General features: G+C 36.0%; 17 protein-coding genes, 1 other RNA gene and 1 pseudogene. 11 read left to right on the forward strand and 8 right to left on the reverse strand.

Features of this window, described 5'->3' with window-relative positions; translation table 11 throughout:
• The first annotated feature begins 2 nt into the window (after nt 1-2).
• From ebpB to srtC, 3 genes are all read left to right on the forward strand, one after another.
• Nucleotides 3-1,433: an endocarditis and biofilm-associated pilus minor subunit EbpB gene (gene ebpB, locus IGL93_RS04275; protein WP_010775720.1), complete on the forward strand. Its 1,431-nt coding sequence runs from the start codon at nt 3-5 to the stop codon at nt 1,431-1,433.
• Entirely contained in the window at nt 1,430-3,313 is a 1,884-nt protein-coding gene (gene ebpC, locus IGL93_RS04280) for an endocarditis and biofilm-associated pilus major subunit EbpC (RefSeq protein WP_010775721.1), read from the forward strand. The genes ebpB and ebpC overlap by 4 nt, the downstream gene beginning before the upstream one ends.
• 93 nt (nt 3,314-3,406) lie before the next feature.
• Nucleotides 3,407-4,264 (forward strand): Ebp pilus assembly class C sortase, encoded by an 858-nt coding sequence (gene srtC / locus IGL93_RS04285; protein WP_002360607.1) that lies wholly within the window; start codon nt 3,407-3,409, stop codon nt 4,262-4,264.
• A 312-nt stretch (nt 4,265-4,576) separates the two neighbouring features.
• Here srtC and IGL93_RS04290 read toward each other — a convergent pair whose 3' ends face one another.
• Nucleotides 4,577-4,870 (reverse strand): hypothetical protein, encoded by a 294-nt coding sequence (locus IGL93_RS04290; protein WP_002358125.1) that lies wholly within the window; start codon nt 4,868-4,870, stop codon nt 4,577-4,579.
• A 194-nt stretch (nt 4,871-5,064) separates the two neighbouring features.
• Between IGL93_RS04290 and IGL93_RS04295 the strand changes: the two genes are divergently transcribed.
• Nucleotides 5,065-5,268 (forward strand): DUF378 domain-containing protein, encoded by a 204-nt coding sequence (locus IGL93_RS04295; protein WP_002381996.1) that lies wholly within the window; start codon nt 5,065-5,067, stop codon nt 5,266-5,268.
• A gap of 187 nt (nt 5,269-5,455) precedes the next feature.
• Nucleotides 5,456-5,749: pseudogene (gene tnpA / locus IGL93_RS04300) on the forward strand (IS200/IS605 family transposase).
• A gap of 155 nt (nt 5,750-5,904) precedes the next feature.
• Here the strand turns inward: tnpA and IGL93_RS04305 are convergent.
• The 3 genes from IGL93_RS04305 to IGL93_RS04315 form a co-directional block, all read right to left on the reverse strand.
• On the reverse strand, nt 5,905-7,671 hold the full coding sequence (locus tag IGL93_RS04305; protein ID WP_010713533.1) for a collagen binding domain-containing protein: 1,767 nt from the start codon (nt 7,669-7,671) through the stop codon (nt 5,905-5,907).
• 704 nt (nt 7,672-8,375) lie between these two features.
• Nucleotides 8,376-8,742, reverse strand: a transfer-messenger RNA (tmRNA) gene (ssrA, locus tag IGL93_RS04310).
• 138 nt (nt 8,743-8,880) lie between these two features.
• The gene (locus IGL93_RS04315; protein ID WP_010713532.1) at nt 8,881-9,186 is read right to left on the reverse strand and encodes a DUF898 family protein; all 306 of its coding nucleotides are present in this window, start codon (nt 9,184-9,186) and stop codon (nt 8,881-8,883) included.
• Between the two features lie 334 nt (nt 9,187-9,520).
• Here IGL93_RS04315 and ace point away from each other — a divergent pair, with 334 nt between their 5' ends.
• The 3 genes from ace to IGL93_RS04330 all read left to right on the forward strand — a co-directional run bounded on the left by ace (nt 9,521) and on the right by IGL93_RS04330 (nt 14,069).
• Nucleotides 9,521-11,545 carry a collagen-binding MSCRAMM adhesin Ace gene (ace, locus tag IGL93_RS04320; protein WP_024041720.1) on the forward strand — a complete coding sequence of 675 codons (2,025 nt, stop codon included), beginning with the start codon at nt 9,521-9,523 and terminating at the stop codon, nt 11,543-11,545.
• Between the two features lie 124 nt (nt 11,546-11,669).
• A complete protein-coding gene (locus tag IGL93_RS04325; protein WP_010775724.1) occupies nt 11,670-13,265 on the forward strand; it encodes an ATP-binding cassette domain-containing protein in 1,596 nt (531 codons plus the stop codon).
• A gap of 69 nt (nt 13,266-13,334) precedes the next feature.
• Nucleotides 13,335-14,069 (forward strand): class I SAM-dependent methyltransferase, encoded by a 735-nt coding sequence (locus IGL93_RS04330; RefSeq protein ID WP_002391601.1) that lies wholly within the window; start codon nt 13,335-13,337, stop codon nt 14,067-14,069.
• Here the strand turns inward: IGL93_RS04330 and IGL93_RS04335 are convergent.
• The 4 genes from IGL93_RS04335 to IGL93_RS04350 all read right to left on the reverse strand — a co-directional run bounded on the left by IGL93_RS04335 (nt 14,066) and on the right by IGL93_RS04350 (nt 16,753).
• Nucleotides 14,066-14,467 carry a YxeA family protein gene (locus IGL93_RS04335; protein ID WP_430600023.1) on the reverse strand — a complete coding sequence of 134 codons (402 nt, stop codon included), beginning with the start codon at nt 14,465-14,467 and terminating at the stop codon, nt 14,066-14,068. The genes IGL93_RS04330 and IGL93_RS04335 overlap by 4 nt on opposite strands.
• Before the next feature lie 109 nt (nt 14,468-14,576).
• Nucleotides 14,577-15,929 carry an amino acid permease gene (locus tag IGL93_RS04340; protein ID WP_010775725.1) on the reverse strand — a complete coding sequence of 451 codons (1,353 nt, stop codon included), beginning with the start codon at nt 15,927-15,929 and terminating at the stop codon, nt 14,577-14,579.
• Between the two features lie 170 nt (nt 15,930-16,099).
• On the reverse strand, nt 16,100-16,285 hold the full coding sequence (locus tag IGL93_RS04345) for a hypothetical protein (protein ID WP_002358046.1): 186 nt from the start codon (nt 16,283-16,285) through the stop codon (nt 16,100-16,102).
• Nucleotides 16,286-16,465: 180 nt separating this feature from the next.
• A complete protein-coding gene (locus IGL93_RS04350) occupies nt 16,466-16,753 on the reverse strand; it encodes a hypothetical protein (protein WP_002390077.1) in 288 nt (95 codons plus the stop codon).
• 369 nt (nt 16,754-17,122) lie between these two features.
• Between IGL93_RS04350 and IGL93_RS04355 the strand changes: the two genes are divergently transcribed.
• The 3 genes from IGL93_RS04355 to IGL93_RS04365 are packed head-to-tail and all read left to right on the forward strand — an operon-like array spanning nt 17,123 to nt 20,081.
• Nucleotides 17,123-17,884, forward strand: coding sequence for a (Fe-S)-binding protein (locus IGL93_RS04355; RefSeq protein ID WP_002365495.1), 762 nt, complete (start codon nt 17,123-17,125; stop codon nt 17,882-17,884).
• Nucleotides 17,885-17,896: 12 nt separating this feature from the next.
• Nucleotides 17,897-19,369 carry a LutB/LldF family L-lactate oxidation iron-sulfur protein gene (locus IGL93_RS04360; protein ID WP_002365496.1) on the forward strand — a complete coding sequence of 491 codons (1,473 nt, stop codon included), beginning with the start codon at nt 17,897-17,899 and terminating at the stop codon, nt 19,367-19,369.
• The gene (locus IGL93_RS04365; protein WP_010775726.1) at nt 19,362-20,081 is read left to right on the forward strand and encodes a LutC/YkgG family protein; all 720 of its coding nucleotides are present in this window, start codon (nt 19,362-19,364) and stop codon (nt 20,079-20,081) included. The genes IGL93_RS04360 and IGL93_RS04365 overlap by 8 nt, the downstream gene beginning before the upstream one ends.
• Nucleotides 20,082-20,105 lie beyond the last annotated feature (24 nt).

Raw genomic sequence — 20,105 nt, forward strand, 5'->3', positions numbered from 1 at the left:
CAATGAAAAACGCACGTTGGTTAAGTATTTGCGTCATGCTACTCGCTCTTTTCGGGTTTTCACAGCAAGCATTAGCAGAAGCATCGCAAGCAAGCGTTCAAGTTACGTTGCACAAATTATTGTTCCCTGATGGTCAATTACCAGAACAGCAGCAAAACACAGGGGAAGAGGGAACGCTACTTCAAAATTATCGGGGCTTAAATGACGTCACTTATCAAGTCTATGATGTGACGGATCCGTTTTATCAGCTTCGTTCTGAAGGAAAAACGGTCCAAGAGGCACAGCGTCAATTAGCAGAAACCGGTGCAATGAATACAAAACCGATCGCAGAAGATAAAACACAGACAATAAATGGAGAAGATGGAGTGGTTTCTTTTTCATTAGCTAGCAAAGATTCGCAGCAACGAGATAAAGCCTATTTATTTGTTGAAGCGGAAGCACCGGAAGTGGTAAAGGAAAAAGCTAGCAACCTAGTAGTGATTTTGCCTGTTCAAGATCCACAAGGGCAATCGTTAACGCATATTCATTTATATCCAAAAAATGAAGAAAATGCCTATGACTTACCACCACTTGAAAAAACGGTACTCGATAAGCAACAAGGCTTTAATCAAGGAGAGCACATTAACTATCAGTTAACGACTCAGATTCCAGCGAATATTTTAGGATATCAGGAATTCCGTTTGTCAGATAAGGCGGATACAACGTTGACACTTTTACCAGAATCAATTGAGGTAAAAGTGGCTGGAAAAACAGTTACTACAGGTTACACATTGACGACGCAAAAGCATGGATTTACGCTTGATTTTTCAATTAAAGACTTACAAAACTTTGCAAATCAAACAATGACTGTGTCGTATCAAATGCGTTTAGAAAAGACCGCTGAGCCTGACACTACGATTAACAACGAAGGACAATTAGTCACGGACAAGCATACCTTGACTAAAAGAGCCACAGTTCGTACAGGCGGCAAGTCTTTTGTCAAAGTTGATAGTGAAAATGCGAAAATCACCTTGCCAGAGGCTGTTTTTATCGTCAAAAATCAAGCGGGGGAATACCTCAATGAAACAGCAAACGGGTATCGTTGGCAAAAAGAAAAAGCATTAGCTAAAAAAATCACGTCTAATCAAGCCGGTGAATTTTCAGTTAAAGGTTTAAAAGATGGCCAGTACTTCTTGGAAGAAATCTCTGCACCAAAAGGTTATCTTCTGAATCAAACAGAAATTCCTTTTACGGTGGAAAAAAATTCTTATGCAACGAACGGACAACGAACAGCACCGTTACATGTAATCAATAAAAAAGTAAAAGAGTCAGGCTTCTTACCAAAAACAAATGAAGAACGTTCTATTTGGTTGACGATTGCAGGCCTGCTAATCATTGGGCTGGTAGTCATTTGGCTATTTTATCAAAAACAAAAAAGAGGAGAGAGAAAATGAAGCAATTAAAAAAAGTTTGGTACACCGTTAGTACCTTGTTACTAATTTTGCCACTTTTCACGAGTGTATTAGGGACAACAACTGCATTTGCAGAAGAAAATGGGGAGAGCGCACAGCTCGTGATTCACAAAAAGAAAATGACGGATTTACCAGATCCGCTTATTCAAAATAGCGGGAAAGAAATGAGCGAGTTTGATAAATATCAAGGACTGGCAGATGTGACGTTTAGTATTTATAACGTGACGAACGAATTTTACGAGCAACGAGCGGCAGGCGCAAGCGTTGATGCAGCTAAACAAGCTGTCCAAAGTTTAACTCCTGGGAAACCTGTTGCTCAAGGAACCACCGATGCAAATGGGAATGTCACTGTTCAGTTACCTAAAAAACAAAATGGTAAAGATGCAGTGTATACCATTAAAGAAGAACCAAAAGAGGGTGTAGTTGCTGCTACGAATATGGTGGTGGCGTTCCCAGTTTACGAAATGATCAAGCAAACAGATGGTTCCTATAAATATGGAACAGAAGAATTAGCGGTTGTTCATATTTATCCTAAAAATGTGGTAGCTAATGATGGTAGTTTACATGTGAAAAAAGTAGGAACTGCTGAAAATGAAGGATTAAATGGTGCAGAATTTGTTATTTCCAAAAGCGAAGGCTCACCAGGCACAGTAAAATATATCCAAGGAGTCAAAGATGGATTATATACATGGACAACGGATAAAGAACAAGCAAAACGCTTTATTACTGGGAAAAGTTATGAAATTGGCGAAAATGATTTCACAGAAGCAGAGAATGGAACGGGAGAATTAACAGTTAAAAATCTTGAGGTTGGTTCGTATATTTTAGAAGAAGTAAAAGCGCCAAATAATGCAGAATTAATTGAAAATCAAACAAAAACACCATTTACAATTGAAGCAAACAATCAAACACCTGTTGAAAAAACAGTCAAAAATGATACCTCTAAAGTTGATAAAACAACACCAAACTTAGATGGTAAAGATGTGGCAATTGGCGAAAAAATTAAATATCAAATTTCTGTAAATATTCCATTGGGGATTGCAGACAAAGAAGGCGACGCTAATAAATACGTCAAATTCAATTTAATTGATAAACATGATGCAGCCTTAACTTTTGATAACGTGACTTCTGGAGAGTATGCCTATGCGTTATATGATGGGGATACAGTGATTGCTCCTGAAAATTATCAAGTGACTGAACAAGCAAATGGCTTCACTGTCGCCGTTAATCCAGCGTATATTCCTACGCTAACGCCAGGCGGCACACTAAAATTCGTTTACTTTATGCATTTAAATGAAAAAGCAGATCCTACGAAAGGCTTTAAAAATGAGGCGAATGTTGATAACGGTCATACCGACGACCAAACACCACCAACTGTTGAAGTGGTGACAGGTGGGAAACGTTTCATTAAAGTCGATGGCGATGTGACAGCGACACAAGCCTTGGCGGGAGCTTCCTTTGTCGTCCGTGATCAAAACAGCGACACAGCAAATTATTTGAAAATCGATGAAACCACGAAAGCAGCAACTTGGGTGAAAACAAAAGCCGAAGCAACTACTTTTACAACAACGGCTGATGGATTAGTTGATATCACAGGGCTTAAATACGGTACCTATTATTTAGAAGAAACTGTAGCTCCTGATGATTATGTCTTGTTAACAAATCGGATTGAATTTGTGGTCAATGAACAATCATATGGCACAACAGAAAACCTAGTTTCACCAGAAAAAGTACCAAACAAACACAAAGGTACCTTACCTTCAACAGGTGGCAAAGGAATCTACGTTTACTTAGGAAGTGGCGCAGTCTTGCTACTTATTGCAGGAGTCTACTTTGCTAGACGTAGAAAAGAAAATGCTTAATTTCTAGCATCACCGAAGAAATTTTTAGAAAAACAAAGAGCCTGGGCCAATCACTGTCCCAGGCTCTCATGCTTTATTTTTAAGGAGGAAGCAATGAAGTCAAAAAAGAAACGTCGTATCATTGATGGTTTTATGATTCTTTTACTGATTATTGGAATAGGTGCATTTGCGTATCCTTTTGTTAGCGATGCATTAAATAACTATCTGGATCAACAAATTATCGCTCATTATCAAGCAAAAGCAAGCCAAGAAAACACCAAAGAAATGGCTGAACTTCAAGAAAAAATGGAAAAGAAAAACCAAGAATTAGCCAAAAAAGGCAGCAATCCTGGATTAGATCCTTTTTCTGAAACGCAAAAAACAACGAAAAAACCAGACAAATCCTATTTTGAAAGTCATACGATTGGTGTTTTAACCATTCCAAAAATAAATGTCCGTTTACCAATTTTTGATAAAACGAATGCATTGCTATTGGAAAAAGGAAGCTCCTTGTTAGAAGGAACCTCCTATCCTACAGGTGGTGCGAATACACATGCGGTCATTTCAGGCCATCGTGGTCTCCCTCAAGCCAAATTATTTACAGATTTGCCAGAATTAAAAAAAGGCGATGAATTTTATATCGAAGTTAATGGGAAGACGCTTGCTTATCAAGTAGATCAAATAAAAACCGTTGAACCAACTGATACAAAAGATTTACACATTGAGTCTGGCCAAGATCTCGTCACTTTATTAACTTGCACACCGTATATGATAAACAGTCATCGGTTATTAGTTCGAGGACATCGTATCCCATATCAACCAGAAAAAGCAGCAGCGGGGATGAAAAAAGTGGCACAACAACAAAATTTACTATTATGGACATTACTTTTAATTGCCTGTGCGTTAATTATTAGCGGCTTCATTATCTGGTACAAGCGGCGGAAAAAGACGACCAGAAAGCATGGAAATTAACGATTCGTATAATAAAAGTGACTATGTTTTTATTTTTTTAAACCCTTTACGTAGTAAATCAATGACCAAACCTAAGCAAAAATAAGTACAAAAATGAAGCCCAGAAGAAATCAACATTCTGGTTGTTAAAGGCTGCTGGGAATAATAAGTATCCAGCACAGGCGTTTGGTGAATAATAGAAAAACCTAGAAAATCTGTAAGGGCCAATAGAAATCCCTTACTATCATATCCAGAAAACCAAAGTAGTATGACGAAAAGGCTAAACATACTAAAAAAAAGAGTAAAAAATAGCTTTTCAATTTTTAATCCTCCTTATCGTGCATAATTGAACCAGAGAAACAGAAGTATTAACGAAATAACTAAAAGAGCAAGCCCTGAATAAAAAGCGACAAAGGGCCAATCAATCGACTGTTTAAATTCCTGCCAAGTTTGGATTTTTCTGTTTTTTTTCGCGCTATCCTCAAGCGTGAGTAAATAATTCAATAGTAAGAGGAGCAGCAACACCGTGAAATCATTTGTGGTAAAAAGCACATGTAAAAATAGAATGACAAAGACAACACGGGATAACACTCGATTCCGCAAAATTAAAAATAACTTAGCACGCATAATAAACCACCATTTCTTATCAGAGATAATGAATCTGTTTTTGTCTACTCTTTAGTTATATCATAAAATTCTTAATAATGAAAAAATGATTCGAGAAAATAATTGAAAAAAATTTTTTTCCTGAATCATTATTTTCGTAAATAAAGAACAAACGTGTTACTCTTGGCTTATCAAATTTGGAAGGAGTGTTAAAAATGAAATATCTGGATATTATTGCTTTAATTTTATTGATTGTCGGAGGTTTAAACTGGTTATTAGTTGGCGCATTTAATTTTGATTTAGTTGCAACAATTAGTGGCGGTGCAACCACACCATTAGCAAAAATTATCTATATTATTGTCGGAATTTGTGCGATTTATTCTATTAAGTTTTTAGCTCCTTTGTTCCGCGAACCATAGGATTGATTTAAAAGATTTAGATAACGTGAAGTTATTTTGACTTAGCAATTGAGAGTTTCCTTGAGAAAGGGGACTCTTTTTTTTTATGCATTGAAAACCATCCACTATGCAAATGGTTTCTCGACCATCATATCAAAAGTTTTGAGGTAACCCTTATGAAAAAGGGCATAAAAAGTTTATACACAAGATGGAATGTAAGTATCATATTGTTTTTGCGCCAAAATATCGCTAGAAAGTTGTATACGAAACATATTCATATGCTAGTATGCATTCCTCCAAAATTAAGTGTCTACCAATTCATTCTGCATTTAAAAGGAAAAAGTAGCTCAATGATATTCGATAGACATACAGAACTAAAATATCGTTAGGAACATAAAAAATTTTGGTGTGGCGGTTACTATATGGGTACAGTAAAAAAAATAAAAAGCAGATAGAAGAATACATTCGTAATTAACTTTGTGAAGATTATGTAGCAGATTAACTAACAATGTTTGAAGATGTAGGTCCGTTCACAGGACAAAAAATACAAAAAATAAAATAGCTCCTTTCAGGAGCAGTGAGTAAATGTGGCGCGGCAGGTAATAGAGGTCACAGCCACAAAACAAACCACCCGTGTGAGCGGGTGGTTTTGATTATTTAATTTACTTTTTTATATTTAGAATAAACAGTAATTGAAGTGAAAAGAATGATTAGCAGACCCAGTAGGGTTAAAAACATATTGTTTGTTGTTCCTGCTTTAGGAAGTATTTTTTTCTCTTTCTCATTTACTGATGATAAAGATGAAACGGTTGTCATACTTGTGTCACTTGTTGTTTTTTGATTCGCTTGAGGGCTGTTTTTTTTCACAGCAGTTTTGTTTGTATCAACAGTGTTGCTTGTTTCTTTTTTGATTTTTTTAGAAGAAAGAGGTTTTTCTGTTGATGGAGTGTCTTTTAAATCTTTAATTTTATCGGATTCATCTTCAACAAGGTCTTCTTTTTCACCAATACGGCTTTCAGGTTGGTTTTTATCAACAGAGTTGTTCGTTTCATTCTCAACTTCTTTAGGAGGAAGAGGCGTTTCTGTTGATGGGGTGTCTTCTAAATCTTTGGTTTTATCAGACTCATCTTCAACAACTTCCTCTTTTTCACCGATATGGATTTCAGGTTGATTTTTATCAACAGAGTTGTTCGTTTCATTCTCAATATCTTTAGGAGAAAGAGGTTTTTCTGTTGATGGGGTATCTTCTAAATCTTTGATTTTATCGGATTCATCTTCAACAAAGTCTTCTTTTTCACCAATATGAATTTCAGGCTGACTTTTATCTGGTCCTTTTTCTGAAGGATTTTCTGAATCTTCAACTAATGGTTTTTCAGGAGTGGGGGTGTTATCTGGTAATGGTTCAACTGATTCGTTAGGAGTTTCAATCTCATGCTCATTAGGATCCTGTTTGTCTAAATCGCCATCTGCTTCTCCTTCAGCAAATAGATTTTTGACGCTAGTTGAATTTTTTTCTGTCATTCGCTCTTTGTTAAAAATTTGATAGTTTACGTCATAACTATTTTCAAAGAGCTCTTGTTTACGACCTTCAGTTGTAATGGTCGTAGTGTACATTATAGTAAATGAGGCTAAACGTGCATGGTCTTTCTTCAATCGAATAATAAAATTATTATCTGTTGAAAGTTCGATGGTGCCGAATCCTTTTTCCATGAAAGCGTTGAGAGTATAGGTAGTTGAACCTAAATAATTATTTACCGTAATATTGAAACTATCTTTGTTTAATAATTGACCAGATCCGTGAGTGTCAGAGATGACGATATCATCTGAAAGTTCTTCTTTGTTTAAATTTACATTTAAAAACCAACGGACCTTATCAGAGTCGCCTAGTAAATCCCCTGATTTGTAGAAAAATGGTTGAGTACTCGTTCCTGGATTTTGAGAAATGCCTCGGACAGTTACGGATTTTTTTTCTAAAGTTGTTCCAAAATTTGTTTCAATAGTGGCATCGGTTGTACTGTTAGTAACAGTTGATTTAATACCAAAACTAAAACTACCATGTACATGTTCTAGAAATTTTACACGATCATTGGCAGTTGCAACAATTCTGTCTTTGTATATAAGTGCTTCGCCTAAGTCGCTTAACAAAATTTTTCTTGGTGAACCGTCATTTTCAGTCATGCCCTCTAGCCCCGCTGGCATTGGAAAGGTCAATGTATCGCCAGGTTTGATATGATCTTTATATTTTTCACTAAATGTTATTTTGACAGAAGTTGTTTGTCCTTGAGATAAGTTAGTATCACTAAATTCAAATAGATCAACTATACCAGTTCCGACTAGCTCCTCTGCAGAAACAACTTGGTGGCTGTAAAAACTTCCAATAATAATAATTAGTAGAGAAAATGTATACTTTAAAAACTTGTTCAAAATGATCTTCCTTTTCTTTCTTTTTTTGTTATTTCTTTTCCTTTTTGGATATTACTTTGTTTTCCACTAAAAATATATAACAACTTATTTTTTTTAGTTAATAATTTATCATTTTTAACTCATATTCTAATGTAAACGATTTCTTCGTCTAGACCAATTGGTTGTTTTCACTAATTTAAAATAAGTTAATTAATATAACGAGTGTTTTTTAAAGTTTTTTTGTTAAAAGAAATTTTTATTGTGAAATTAAAGATTAAAAAATAAGGAGTGGATTATGGGTGCTTTTTTCTCGGTTCCTTTTAAAATAGTTTTTAGTTATAGAAAAAATTGTAAAAAATAAAAAAACTAGTCTGGGATTTCGTTATTATATTGTTATTTAATATGCTGAAAAGATATGTAGAGAATTTTTTAATTTAAAATATGGATATACAAATTTTTTTTAGTTTCAATGCTATTCATTGTAGATTCTGAAGTTTACTATTCTTTGATAATAGTTGATTTAACGTTTTGTTCCTGGCTAATTTGAAGTGTATCATTGGATTACTCCAACCGTAAGAGTTGTTAAGTCGCAAGTTTTTCAGAGAATGAGTGCAAAATATTTTGCATTTCTCTTCTTTTGTATCCTTTTCTTATAGAAATAAAAAGAGCTAAAACCTTTATTTTATAAGGTTTTAGCACTTTTTTGTTTTTCTCTACTTTTCTAAAAATGGAGACGGCGGGAGTCGAACCCGCGTCCAAACATATTGCCACTTAAATCTCTACGTTCATAGACACTCATTTAAAGGTTCGCTTTACAGCGTGCCGAGTGACAGGCATTCTGTATTGCTAGTCTGGTAAGCTCTTCTAAATTTTACAGACGGAAAAATTTAGCGTATCCCACTTCGATTAGGACCCTGACCCGAGCACATGGGCGATGCCGGGAGGATCTTCGCTAGCTGGTTTTTAGGCAGCTAAAGCGAAAGAATTGTTTTCGTTTTTAGCAGTTATATTTAACTGTAACGTTTTAACGTAGCCGTAACCTACGAAACGCAATTCAAGCTCAACTATGCCTGTCGAATCCGTAACGCCCCCGAAATAACATAAGTATCCCTTGATACTTATCAAAGTATAGCATAAATTCCTTGTTTTTTCAAAGAGTAGGATAACACTCTGTTAGATATTCATAAAAAGAGGAAGGATGGACCGGAACTCAGTTCATCCTTCCTCTTTTTATGAAAGCGTGTGGGTATGTTTTGTAATCCATTGTTGCAAACGGATATTCAACCAAAAACCATAAATTCCTAAAGTAATTATAGTTAATAAAAGCCATTTAATCCAATGACCGAATAATTGCATAGCTGTACCGTCAAAATAAAGGCGTTTACCATCAATAACGGTATGCTTGATTTTCCAGTTGTACATCATACAAATTCCCCAAGGTGTGCAAATGCCTAATGTAAAGACAGTAATCAAGGTTGCTAAAATTGAAGTCCCGATATACGTGGCTAAACCACCGTCAAAATATGAATTTTTCATTCTTTTCCTCCTTATCTCATAAACTTTATTATAACAAGAATAAATGGCCTGGGAAACAAAATGAGGATGAAATAAGTATTTTTATTCATTATTGATGTGAAATATGTTATTTATGCAACTCAAACTTGGCAGCATTAGATATTTTGTAACAAACGTTATCTAATGTAACTACCATAATAAAACGTTTTCCTTAGGAAGTGAATTAGAAATTTAAAAAAAAGGCTACTTAAATGAGCATTAATATTGTGCGAGACATATCTTTTTGCTATTGTCAACTTCTGAAAAAGACCACTAAGTGGAAAAAATAAGAGAAAAGAAGGGTGAATAATTTTTTATGACAAAAAGTGTAAAATTTTTAGTGTTACTGTTGGTAATGATTCTACCAATTGCGGGGGCGTTATTGATAGGTCCAATTTCGTTTGGCGCCGAATTGAGCAAAAGTCCAATCGTTGACAAAGTAGAATTAGATCACACTACTTTATATCAAGGAGAGATGACCTCCATTAAAGTATCTTTTAGTGACAAAGAAAATCAGAAAATAAAACCTGGCGATACTATTACTTTAACTTTACCAAATGCATTAGTTGGAATGACCGAGAACGATGGCTCACCACGAAAAATCAATTTAAATGGTTTAGGGGAAGTTTTTATCTATAAAGATCATGTTGTAGCAACATTTAATGAAAAAGTTGAATCTTTACATAATGTGAATGGGCATTTTTCTTTCGGGATTAAAACGCTTATCACCAATAGTTCGCAACCGAATGTGATAGAAACGGATTTCGGAACAGCAACGGCGACTCAACGTTTGACGATTGAAGGAGTGACTAACACAGAGACTGGCCAAATTGAGCGAGACTATCCGTTTTTTTATAAAGTAGGCGATTTGGCTGGAGAGTCAAATCAAGTACGTTGGTTTTTAAATGTGAACCTCAATAAATCCGATGTCACAGAAGATATTTCAATTGCGGATCGACAAGGAAGTGGTCAACAATTAAATAAAGAGAGTTTTACATTTGATATTGTGAATGACAAAGAAACTAAATATATTTCACTTGCCGAGTTTGAGCAACAAGGTTATGGCCAAATTGACTTCGTAACAGATAATGACTTTAATTTACGCTTTTATCGGGATAAAGCACGCTTTACTTCCTTTATCGTCCGTTACACTTCGACAATCACAGAAGCAGGCCAACATCAAGCAACATTTGAAAATAGTTATGACATCAATTATCAACTAAACAATCAAGACCCAATGAATGAAAAAAATACATCACAGGTTAAAAATGTTTTTGTAGAAGGCGAGGCAAGCGGCAATCAAAATGTGGAAATGCCAACAGAAGAAAGTCTAGACATTCCTTTAGAGACAATAGAAGAATGGGAACCAAAGACACCTACTTCGGAACAGGCAACAGAAACAAGTGAAAAGACAGACACAACAGAAACCGTAGAAAGCAGCCAACCAGAAGTTCATGTCTCGCCAACAGAAGAAGAAAATCCAGATGAAGGTGAAACACTAGGCACGATTGAGCCAATCATACCTGAAAAACCAAGTGTGACAACTGAAGAGAATGGCACAACGGAAACGGCAGAAAGCAGCCAACCAGAAGTTCATGTCTCACCAACAGAAGAAGAAAATCCAGATGAAAGTGAAACACTAGGCACGATTGAGCCAATCATACCTGAAAAACCAAGTGTGACAACTGAAGAGAACGGCACAACAGAAACCGCAGAAAGCAGTCAACCAGAAGTTCATGTCTCATCAACGGAAGAAGAAAATCCAGATGAAAGTGAAACGTTAGGTACAATTGCACCAATCATACCTGAAAAACCAAGCGTAACAACTGAAGAGAATGGCACAACAGAAACCGCAGAAAGCAGTCAACCAGAAGTCCATGTGTCGCCAACAGAAGAAGAAAATCCAGATGAAAGTGAAACACTAGGTACAATTGCACCAATCATACCTGAAAAACCAAGCGTAACAACTGAAGAGAACGGCACAACAGAAACCGCAGAAAGCAGTCAACCAGAAGTCCATGTCTCACCAACAAAAGAAATTACTACAACTGAGAAAAAACAGCCATCCACAGAAACAACTGTGGAGACAAATAAAAATGTTACATCAAAAAATCAACCACAAATACTAAACGCTCCATTAAATACATTGAAAAATGAAGGAAGCCCACAATTGGTTCCCCAACTGCTTAGTGAACCAATTCAAAAATTAAATGAAGCAAACGGGCAACGAGAACTTCCCAAAACAGGCACAACAAAAACACCGTTTATGTTAATAGCAGGAATACTGGCAAGTACATTTGCCGTTTTAGGTGTAAGTTATCTACAAATCAGAAAGAATTAACAATAGAAAAGCCATCCAGCTTTCGCTGGGGGGCTTTTCTATTATCTGGAGATAAATTGTTGATAGGCGCCAATCAAAAACTATGCTACAGTAAGGTATATAATGCTCGAAAAGGAGGGAGTAAATGACTAAAAAAATATGGTCGCACTTTCGGAAAAGCTTCACTTGGTACATTTTGATTGGCGTGATTGTTTCATTATGTAGTGCTTTAGCAATTTATTTTTTTCAACAGTTGTTAGATCATTATCAAAAAAGTTTCCAACTAGGGTTGTTAGTAGCGTATGGAACAACAATTATTTTAATTCCGCTATTGTCTTACTGTGAACAGAAACCGAAAGCTTACTTAACTAATGGCATCTATTTCTATTTGAAGAAATTAAGTTTAATAAAAATGAGCAAGATTTCCTATGAAGAATATCTAAAACTGGGAGCGGGAACTTTACTACAAAAACTAGAAGTTGGTGCAGCAGCTGGGAGAAATATCCACTTGAATTTTTATGGGCGCTTATTTCGAGAGTTAATTCCAGAGACGTTATTTAATTTATTTTTCATAGCATTGATTGATAAAAAATTATTACCAGCAATTCTAATTGGTTATGTGATTGTATTTATTTTAACTAAAATACTTTTGAAAACGCTACAAAAAATGAAAGAAAAAACACTTATTTCTGAAGAAGCAATGAATGCTACTTTGATACGAGGGATGACAGAACTAGTAACTTTTAGAATTAATCGAAAATATAAAAAAGAGATTGAAAATTACGCGTTAATGGCAGAGGAAAATAGTCAAAATATAACAAAAATGACTATAATCCATGAATTTTTCTTTGGCTTTTTTGCCTTGTTAGTCGCACTTATCAAAGTAAGTATTGTCGCACTTAGTTTTACTAACGTCGTGACGTTAAGTTTAGGTGGACTTGTAGCGATAGTGATGTATATCGATCGAATTTATACGCCGATAGCCATATTTAATGTTTTATTTGTTCAATATAATTTGGATAAAGTAGCCTATCAGCGCTTGGAAGATTTTTATAAAAAAGAAGATAATCCTGATTTAGCGGTTCCAGGCAAAGCGTTACCTGAAATTCAAACAATTTCATTAAAAGATGTGTGTTTTAGCGTAGATAGTCAAACGATTATGTCCCAACAAAATCGACAATTTTCAATGAACAAAACCTATGGCTTGATTGGAAAAAGTGGGACAGGCAAATCTACCCTGATTAAATTGATTTTAGGATTATTGAAACCGACAGAGGGGACAGTTTATGTGAATCAATTTCCTCTAACACAATTCAATTTGGAAGATTATTATGAAAAAGTTTTTTATTTATCGCAAGATGTGCCAATATTTCAAGGAACGTTAAAAGAAAATATTGTATTGAATCAAGAAATTTCTGATGAACAAGTAATTGAAGCTATGTATCGTTTTCAGTTGGGGGAACTTTATGAACGGTTGCCGGAAGGTTTAAACACTATTGTGAGTGAAAAAGGAATGAATTTTTCTGGTGGCGAGAAACAACGGATTGCTTTCACGCGCTTAGCATTTACACAAGCAGAGATCCTTATTTTAGATGAGGCGACTTCCGCATTGGACGAAAAGACCGAAGAAAAAGTGTTACAAGAAGTACAAAAATTTACCCACAATAAGTTGACTATTTTGGTTACTCATCGACCTAAAACCCTGCGATTTGTGGATGAAATTATTGATTTAAATGAGTGAACTTGTTAGCTCTTTGGCGCTTCTTTTGCTACACTTTTTATAAGAATTGAGAGAAAGGGGCAATTGTTGATGAATAATAATGAGCAAGAATTGGCGGAATTTTGGGATGAATTTGCAGAAGAATATGAAGAAATTCAACAAGAATCGCCATTTCCAATTGCTCGAGAATTACGTGATTTCTTGGTCCAAGAAGGTCTTTTTCCGTGTCAGACATTTCTGGATATCGCAGGTGGGACAGGACGATACTTACCTTTTTTTCAAGAGCAAGTCACGGAGTACACGCTAGCCGATATTTCTCAGAGAATGTTGGAGATTGCGGAAGCAAAAGCACAAAGCAACGTTGTTTTTCTTCACCAAAGCCAAGAAAGACTGATTGAGACTGGGAAAAAATTTCAAGTCGTTTTTTCAGCGATGAACCCTGCTTTGGATACGCCGGAAAAAGTTAATGCATTGTGCCAATTAAGTGAGGAATGGTGTCTTATATTTCGGCTAGTGGAAGAGCAAGATTCGTTGTTTTCTCCTTTTGAGCAAGAGAGCAACCCGCAGTTAAATTGGATGGCACAATACAAAGCATTTCTAAAAAAAGAACAGCGACCTTTTTTCACAAAAAAATTTTTCTTTGAAGCATCAGAAGCTATTTCAAAAGACTTTTTCCGCAGCTATTTTGAAGAACAATGGTCAGTTCCAATTTTAGAACAACGCGTACAAGAAATTTTTGGTTCTCATGAAATTAAGCAAAATCAGCGTACCATTATTTATGAATTAATTGTTATTCCATGTAAAAAAACAACCAGCGATGACTAATTATCGCTGGTTGTTTTTCGGTTATTTAATTGTGCGAAAGCTTTTTCTGGAATCTCTTTTTTATCAATTTTGACAGGAGATTGGATGATTCTTTTTTTACTAATGGTTGCTTCTATGTAAGCATTCGGTTCCAAAGGTTGAGGATTTTTGTCTGTCCGTTCGTAATCCATGACTTGCGTTTTTCCATTACTTTTAACAAAAGTTAACGCGTATTTTAATGAATATAGACCAGAGACTGGTTGTTTTTGATTGTTTAATGCTTGTTTTCTTTCAGGAATTTCTAGAGGAACTTGTGCATAGGCTTTTTCACCCTTATATGTATCTACATAAAAACGATAGCTTATATAACCACCAACAATCAATACGCCAATCAATAAAATAGCGCCAATTTTTTTCATTTTTTCTCCTCCTAACAATTTACGAAAATAGTATAGCAAAAGAAGACGGCTTTTGAACATCGAAAAAACGAACAGTTATCTTACAAAACTGTTCGTTTTTTCGGTCTATTTAGCTTTCATCAGAGAGTAGAAAGGAATCATTTTTCTTACGATAACTAAAGAAAATAACAAAGTACAATAGGCCTGTTAAAAGAGTAACGCCTGACGAATTTGTAAATAAGATGCCAATAAAGATGAGGCCTAAAATGATTAAAGCAAGAAGATTAATACTTTTTTCAAAGAGAGACCCTCGTTTTAAAGACAGAACAAACGCCGCAGCGCTAATTAAAATCCAAATTAGCAAGACAGTGTAAGAGAGAGAACCGGCTAAGTAACCAAATAATTCATCGCCAACAAAATAAGAAAGAATAACGCCCAGATATAAAACACTAGCGCAGAAGAAAACTGAACGTTGAGGTACTTGGTGCTTGTTTAAAACCGCTAGTTTACTTAGGGGCCCTTTTTTGTCTTTTAAACGAAAATATAAAAGGCGAGAAGAGGCGTATACTCCAGAATTAATAGAAGAAAACAAGGCTAAAATAATCACAAAATTTACGATGTCAGCAGCAAAAGGAATATTCATTTTTTCAAAAACCATAACAAATGGACTCACCGTTGTGCCTGCTAATGTATTCCAAGGGAAAATAATCAAAAGTAAGAATAATGGAATGATATAGAAGGAAATAATCCGTCCCATCACACCACGAATCGCTTTAGGAATGGCTTTTTTAGGATCATCTGCTTCACTGACAGTAATCGCGATTAATTCTGAACCGCCATAAGAATAAATAACTACTAATAAAGAATTAACAATACCTTTCATGCCATGTGGGGCAAAGCCACCATGATCGGTGATGCTTTGTAAAGTAGGGAAGACACCACTGCCTAGCATTTGCTGTCCCACTAGATAAACACCAAAAATAATTAACAAAATGATGACACTAATTTTAGCAAACGCCAACCAATATTCTGTTTCTGCAAATAAACGAACCGAGTAAAGATTGATGAGCGTCGTTAAAATAGCTAAAATGAAAACAAAAAACCAAGCAGGAATATTAGGAAACCAAAGTTGTAAAAAGGAAGCTGCGGCAACCGCTTCTGCGATAATATTAATTGTCCACATGGAATAATAAACCCAATCAATAAAATCAGCAGAATGTGCACCTAAAAATGGTCGAACTAAGCCAGACAAACCATGATGTGTGTCTCCGCCATCTAAAACAAGTTTTCCTAAACCACTCATGACGATGAAGAGAACAGCACCGCCAATTAGAAAGGCGATTAAAACAGAAGGACCAGCAATACCAATTGCTTCGCCACTTCCTTTAAAAAGACCTGCGCCAATCGCTCCCCCTAAGGCTAACATCGTAATATGGCGCGAGCTTAATTGTTTTTTTAAGGTTGTTTGTTGTGTTTCACTCATAGGATTCTCCTTTAATTGAAAAAAATAATATGAAAATAACTTTCTTTATTATATACAATTTTCTGACAATTACAACTATTCTGTCAATGAAAATGAAAAAATAAGTGAAAAATATTATGAAAATAAAAAAATTGAGCAATTTAAGTGATTAAAATCGCTCAATTTTTTTATTAATTTTTATTTTTTAATAGAGTCATAATTGTTAATGGAACAGTAATGACTACATAGCCGATGATACTAGCCACTACTAAATAAGCTATAGGACTCGAGAAATTAAATAAGTCCGTTAAAAGTATTGCGACAATCATTGAAATAGCATAACAAATGAATAATTGAATAAACCGCTTTGCAGACAAAAAATCACCTCTTCCTAATTAGTAAAAGTCTCTTTTCAATCATTTAGTATACACCTGAAAAGAAGAATAAACTATCATTAATTAAAAGAAAAAGTGAAACAACTAGCGGATTTTTTGTTCAGCTAATTATCTTAAGAATTAGAAAATGGGACATAAGTCATCTCGACTTATGTCCCATTTTCATTTATGACGTTGGCTTCGTGTAAATTGAGAAGTCTCGTCCTCTCTAGTGGTTGGTTTCTGTGTTCGTTGTACGGCTTGCTTTTCTGGCTCGCTCTTTTTTGCAACATCAGTCACAACATTTGGCTTCTGAGAAGGGGGAACGGTTGTTTTTTTGTTTAAAGTTGGCGTAGTTCTTTTTGTTTCTTTCTTTTGTTTCTTTTTATTATTTTTATCATTTCCAGTGACTGTCAAATAGATAATCAGAAAAATCATTAGGATCGTTGCAACAATTAATAGAATAAACATGTTAAATGAAATGAACATGCATGGCCCTCATTTCTCGTTTTTTCTTAGTTTACCAAAATTTCAAAATTTCGTCACTCTTTTCTTCAGAAAAAACGAATTTCAAAGGGGTTAAAAGAAACTTTTATAAAAAAGCTTCCTTTTTTGTGTGAAAATGCACAAAATTTCTGGAATCGTTTGCTGTTAAAACCAGATACTGGTAAAATAATTATTGTATAAGAATCATTTTAAAAAACGATTTTTGTTACAAATAACGTATTTGTTGAAAAGGCACTGTGAAGTAGTTAGAGACGACAGCCAAGTGACTTTTAATGACAGCCGCCCGATTGATTTCATGGAGCCTTTTCGTAGAAAACGAGGAGGTTATTTTGCGTGAAAGTGAGTATATTTTCGACATGCGTGGTGGATTTACTTTTTCCAAATGTAGGGCAAGCAATGGTAGAGGTTTTGGAACGGTATGGCTGTGAAACGGTTTTACCAACAAGCCAAACGTGTTGTGGTCAGCCAACGTACAATAGTGGCTATGTGACAGAGAGCACGACAACGCTTAAGAATCAAATTGATAGTTTTGACGGTGCCGATTATGTGGTGGGACCTGCGGGGTCTTGTGTCGGCATGATGAAAGAATACCACAAATTTTTAGCAGATGATCCTATTTATGGGCCAAAAGCACAACGTTTAGCTGAGCGAACTTACGAGTTTAGTCAGTTTCTTTATCGTGTCTTAGGAGTCAAAGATGTTGGCGCAACGTTACATGGGAAAGCCACTTATCATCGTTCTTGTCATATGACGCGAATTTTAAATGAACGAGAATCGCCTTTTGTTTTGTTGGATCATGTGAAAGGATTAGAAATGATTCCTTTAGGACATCTTGAAAATTGTTGCGGATTTGGCGGAACGTTTTCAGTGAAAATGCCAGCTATTTCTGAACAAATGGTGACGGAAAAAATGAACGATGTGATTGATACAGGCGCAGAAATTTTAATTAGTGCGGACATGGGTTGCCTGATGAATATCGGGGGTAAATTCAATCGTGATGGGAAAAAGATTAAGATTATGCATATTGCAGAAGTCCTTAATCACGAAGTGGATGAAGCACGCATGGACCAACCGCAAATCATATCGGTAGGGTAAGGGGGAAGAAATGTGGGATTATCAACGAGCAATAAGCCGTTAAGTGAACGAATTGAAGAAAGTAAAAAAGATGTGTTTATGCAAAAGGCTGTCGCCAAAGCACAAGATGCCCAATGGGAGAAACGAGAAGGTGCGCGGGAAGCTTTAGGCAATTGGCCACAATGGCGTGAACTGGGAGAACAAATTCGCCAACATACAATTCAATATCTGCCTGACTATTTAGAAGAGTTCAGTGATAACGTCGCCAAACGAGGTGGCAAAGTCTTTTTTGCTCAAACCGCCGAAGAGGCCAATGAATATGTGAAACAAGTGGTTCTAGAAAAAAAGGCGAAAAAAATTGTGAAATCTAAATCAATGGTGACGACCGAAGTCGATATTGATCCAATGTTATTGGGATTAGACGATGTCAGTGTGATGGAAACAGACTTGGCGGAATTCATTTTACAAATGGATGACTGGGATGAGCCGTCACATATTGTTTTCCCAAGTATTCATAAAAATCGCGAACAGATTCGTCAGGTTTTTGCGAAAAAATTAGGGTATCAAGGGGATAATGACCCGGTAAATTTGGCACGCTGTGCACGAGAAGTGATGCGCAAATTCTTTTTGGAAGCGGAGATTGGCATTACAGGTTGTAATTTCGCTATTGCGGATAGCGGCTTAATTAACTTAAATACAAATGAAGGAAATGCTGATTTGACCATCAGTATTCCTAAGACACAAATCGTGTTAATGGGGATGGAAAGAATCGTACCAACAATGCGTGAAGCAGAGGTTTTAGATAACCTTTTAGCCAGAAGTGCCGTTGGTCAAAATTTAACAACGTATGTGACGTTTGCTGGGCAAAAAAATGCGGATGAATCCGATGGTCCGGAAGAATTTCACGTAGTCATTTTGGATAACGGGCGTTCAAAAGCGTTAGGAACAGCCTTTCAGCCAGTCTTACAGTGTATTCGTTGTGGGTCTTGTCTGAATGTTTGTCCGGTCTATCGCCATATTGGAGGACACGGTTATGGCTCTATTTATCCAGGACCAATTGGTGCTGTGCTTTCTCCAATTTTAGGTGGATATAAACAGTTTGGGGAATTGCCTTATGCGTCTAGTCTCTGTGGGGCATGTACGGAAACATGTCCTGTGAAAATTCCATTGCACGAATTATTAATTGAACATCGTAAAGTGATGACCGATGATCTGAAAATGAAACATGGATTTGAAGATTTCCAAATGCGTATGGTAGGTAAAGCCACTGGTTCACCAGCAATGTTTAAAGCAGCCATGAAAGTCGATCATGCTGCAGCGGGCATTTTAAGTAAACAAAAAGACATTACTGTTGAAAACATGTACAATCATGGGGGCTACCTTGATAAAGGACCAGGGTTAGTAAAAGGTTGGACCGATGTTCGTGATTTGCCAAGACCACCAAAATCTTCAGAAAACTTCAGAAGTTGGTTCAAAAAACATCAAGAAGGTGAAAAAAATGACTAATGAAGCGATTCAAAATCGAGAACCTTTTTTACAAAATCTACGAGAAAAATTAGGCGTAGAAAAACAGCCTGTTTCGGCTCATCCATTTGAGCCAGTTAATCATTTACCAGAAGAACAGTTGGCAGATAAAACACCAGCAGAGCTATTAACGATTGTGAAAGAACGTGTGGAAACGATTCACACGAACTTAGTGGAAACTACACAAGAAAATTTACTGACGACGATTCAGCAAATTGTTGCTGAGTTCGGTGGAGGCAATCTTTTATTGCCAACAGATGCACGTTTTGAAGCTTATGGATTAGCTGATTTAGCTAAGTCATTAGAGGCTGTTTCTGTTAAGCAATGGCAACCTGGAAGTGAGCAACGAGAAGCGAATATTCAAACAGCTGCTCAGGCAAATATCGCGATTGCCTTTGCTGAGTTTTTACTAGCTGAATCAGGAACGATTGTGGTGGAGTCCAATGTGGGGCAAGGCAGAGCTTTACACTTTTTACCGAAGCATTACATTTCAATTATACCGTTTAGCAAACTCGTTCCACGTTCGACTCAGCCAGCAGCTTTTTATACAGAAAAAATAGAAAAAGGCGAAAAAATCGGCTCAGCGATTCACTTTATTTCAGGGCCTTCTAATTCAGGAGATATTGAAATGCAACTGGTTGTCGGGTTGCATGGTCCTTTAGAAGTTTGTTACGTGGTTGTGATGGATCGCTAAAACGCTAGAAGCATAATCAATTCA

Source organism: Enterococcus sp. DIV1328a (assembly GCF_050536905.1).
Taxonomy (GTDB): domain Bacteria; phylum Bacillota; class Bacilli; order Lactobacillales; family Enterococcaceae; genus Enterococcus; species Enterococcus faecalis.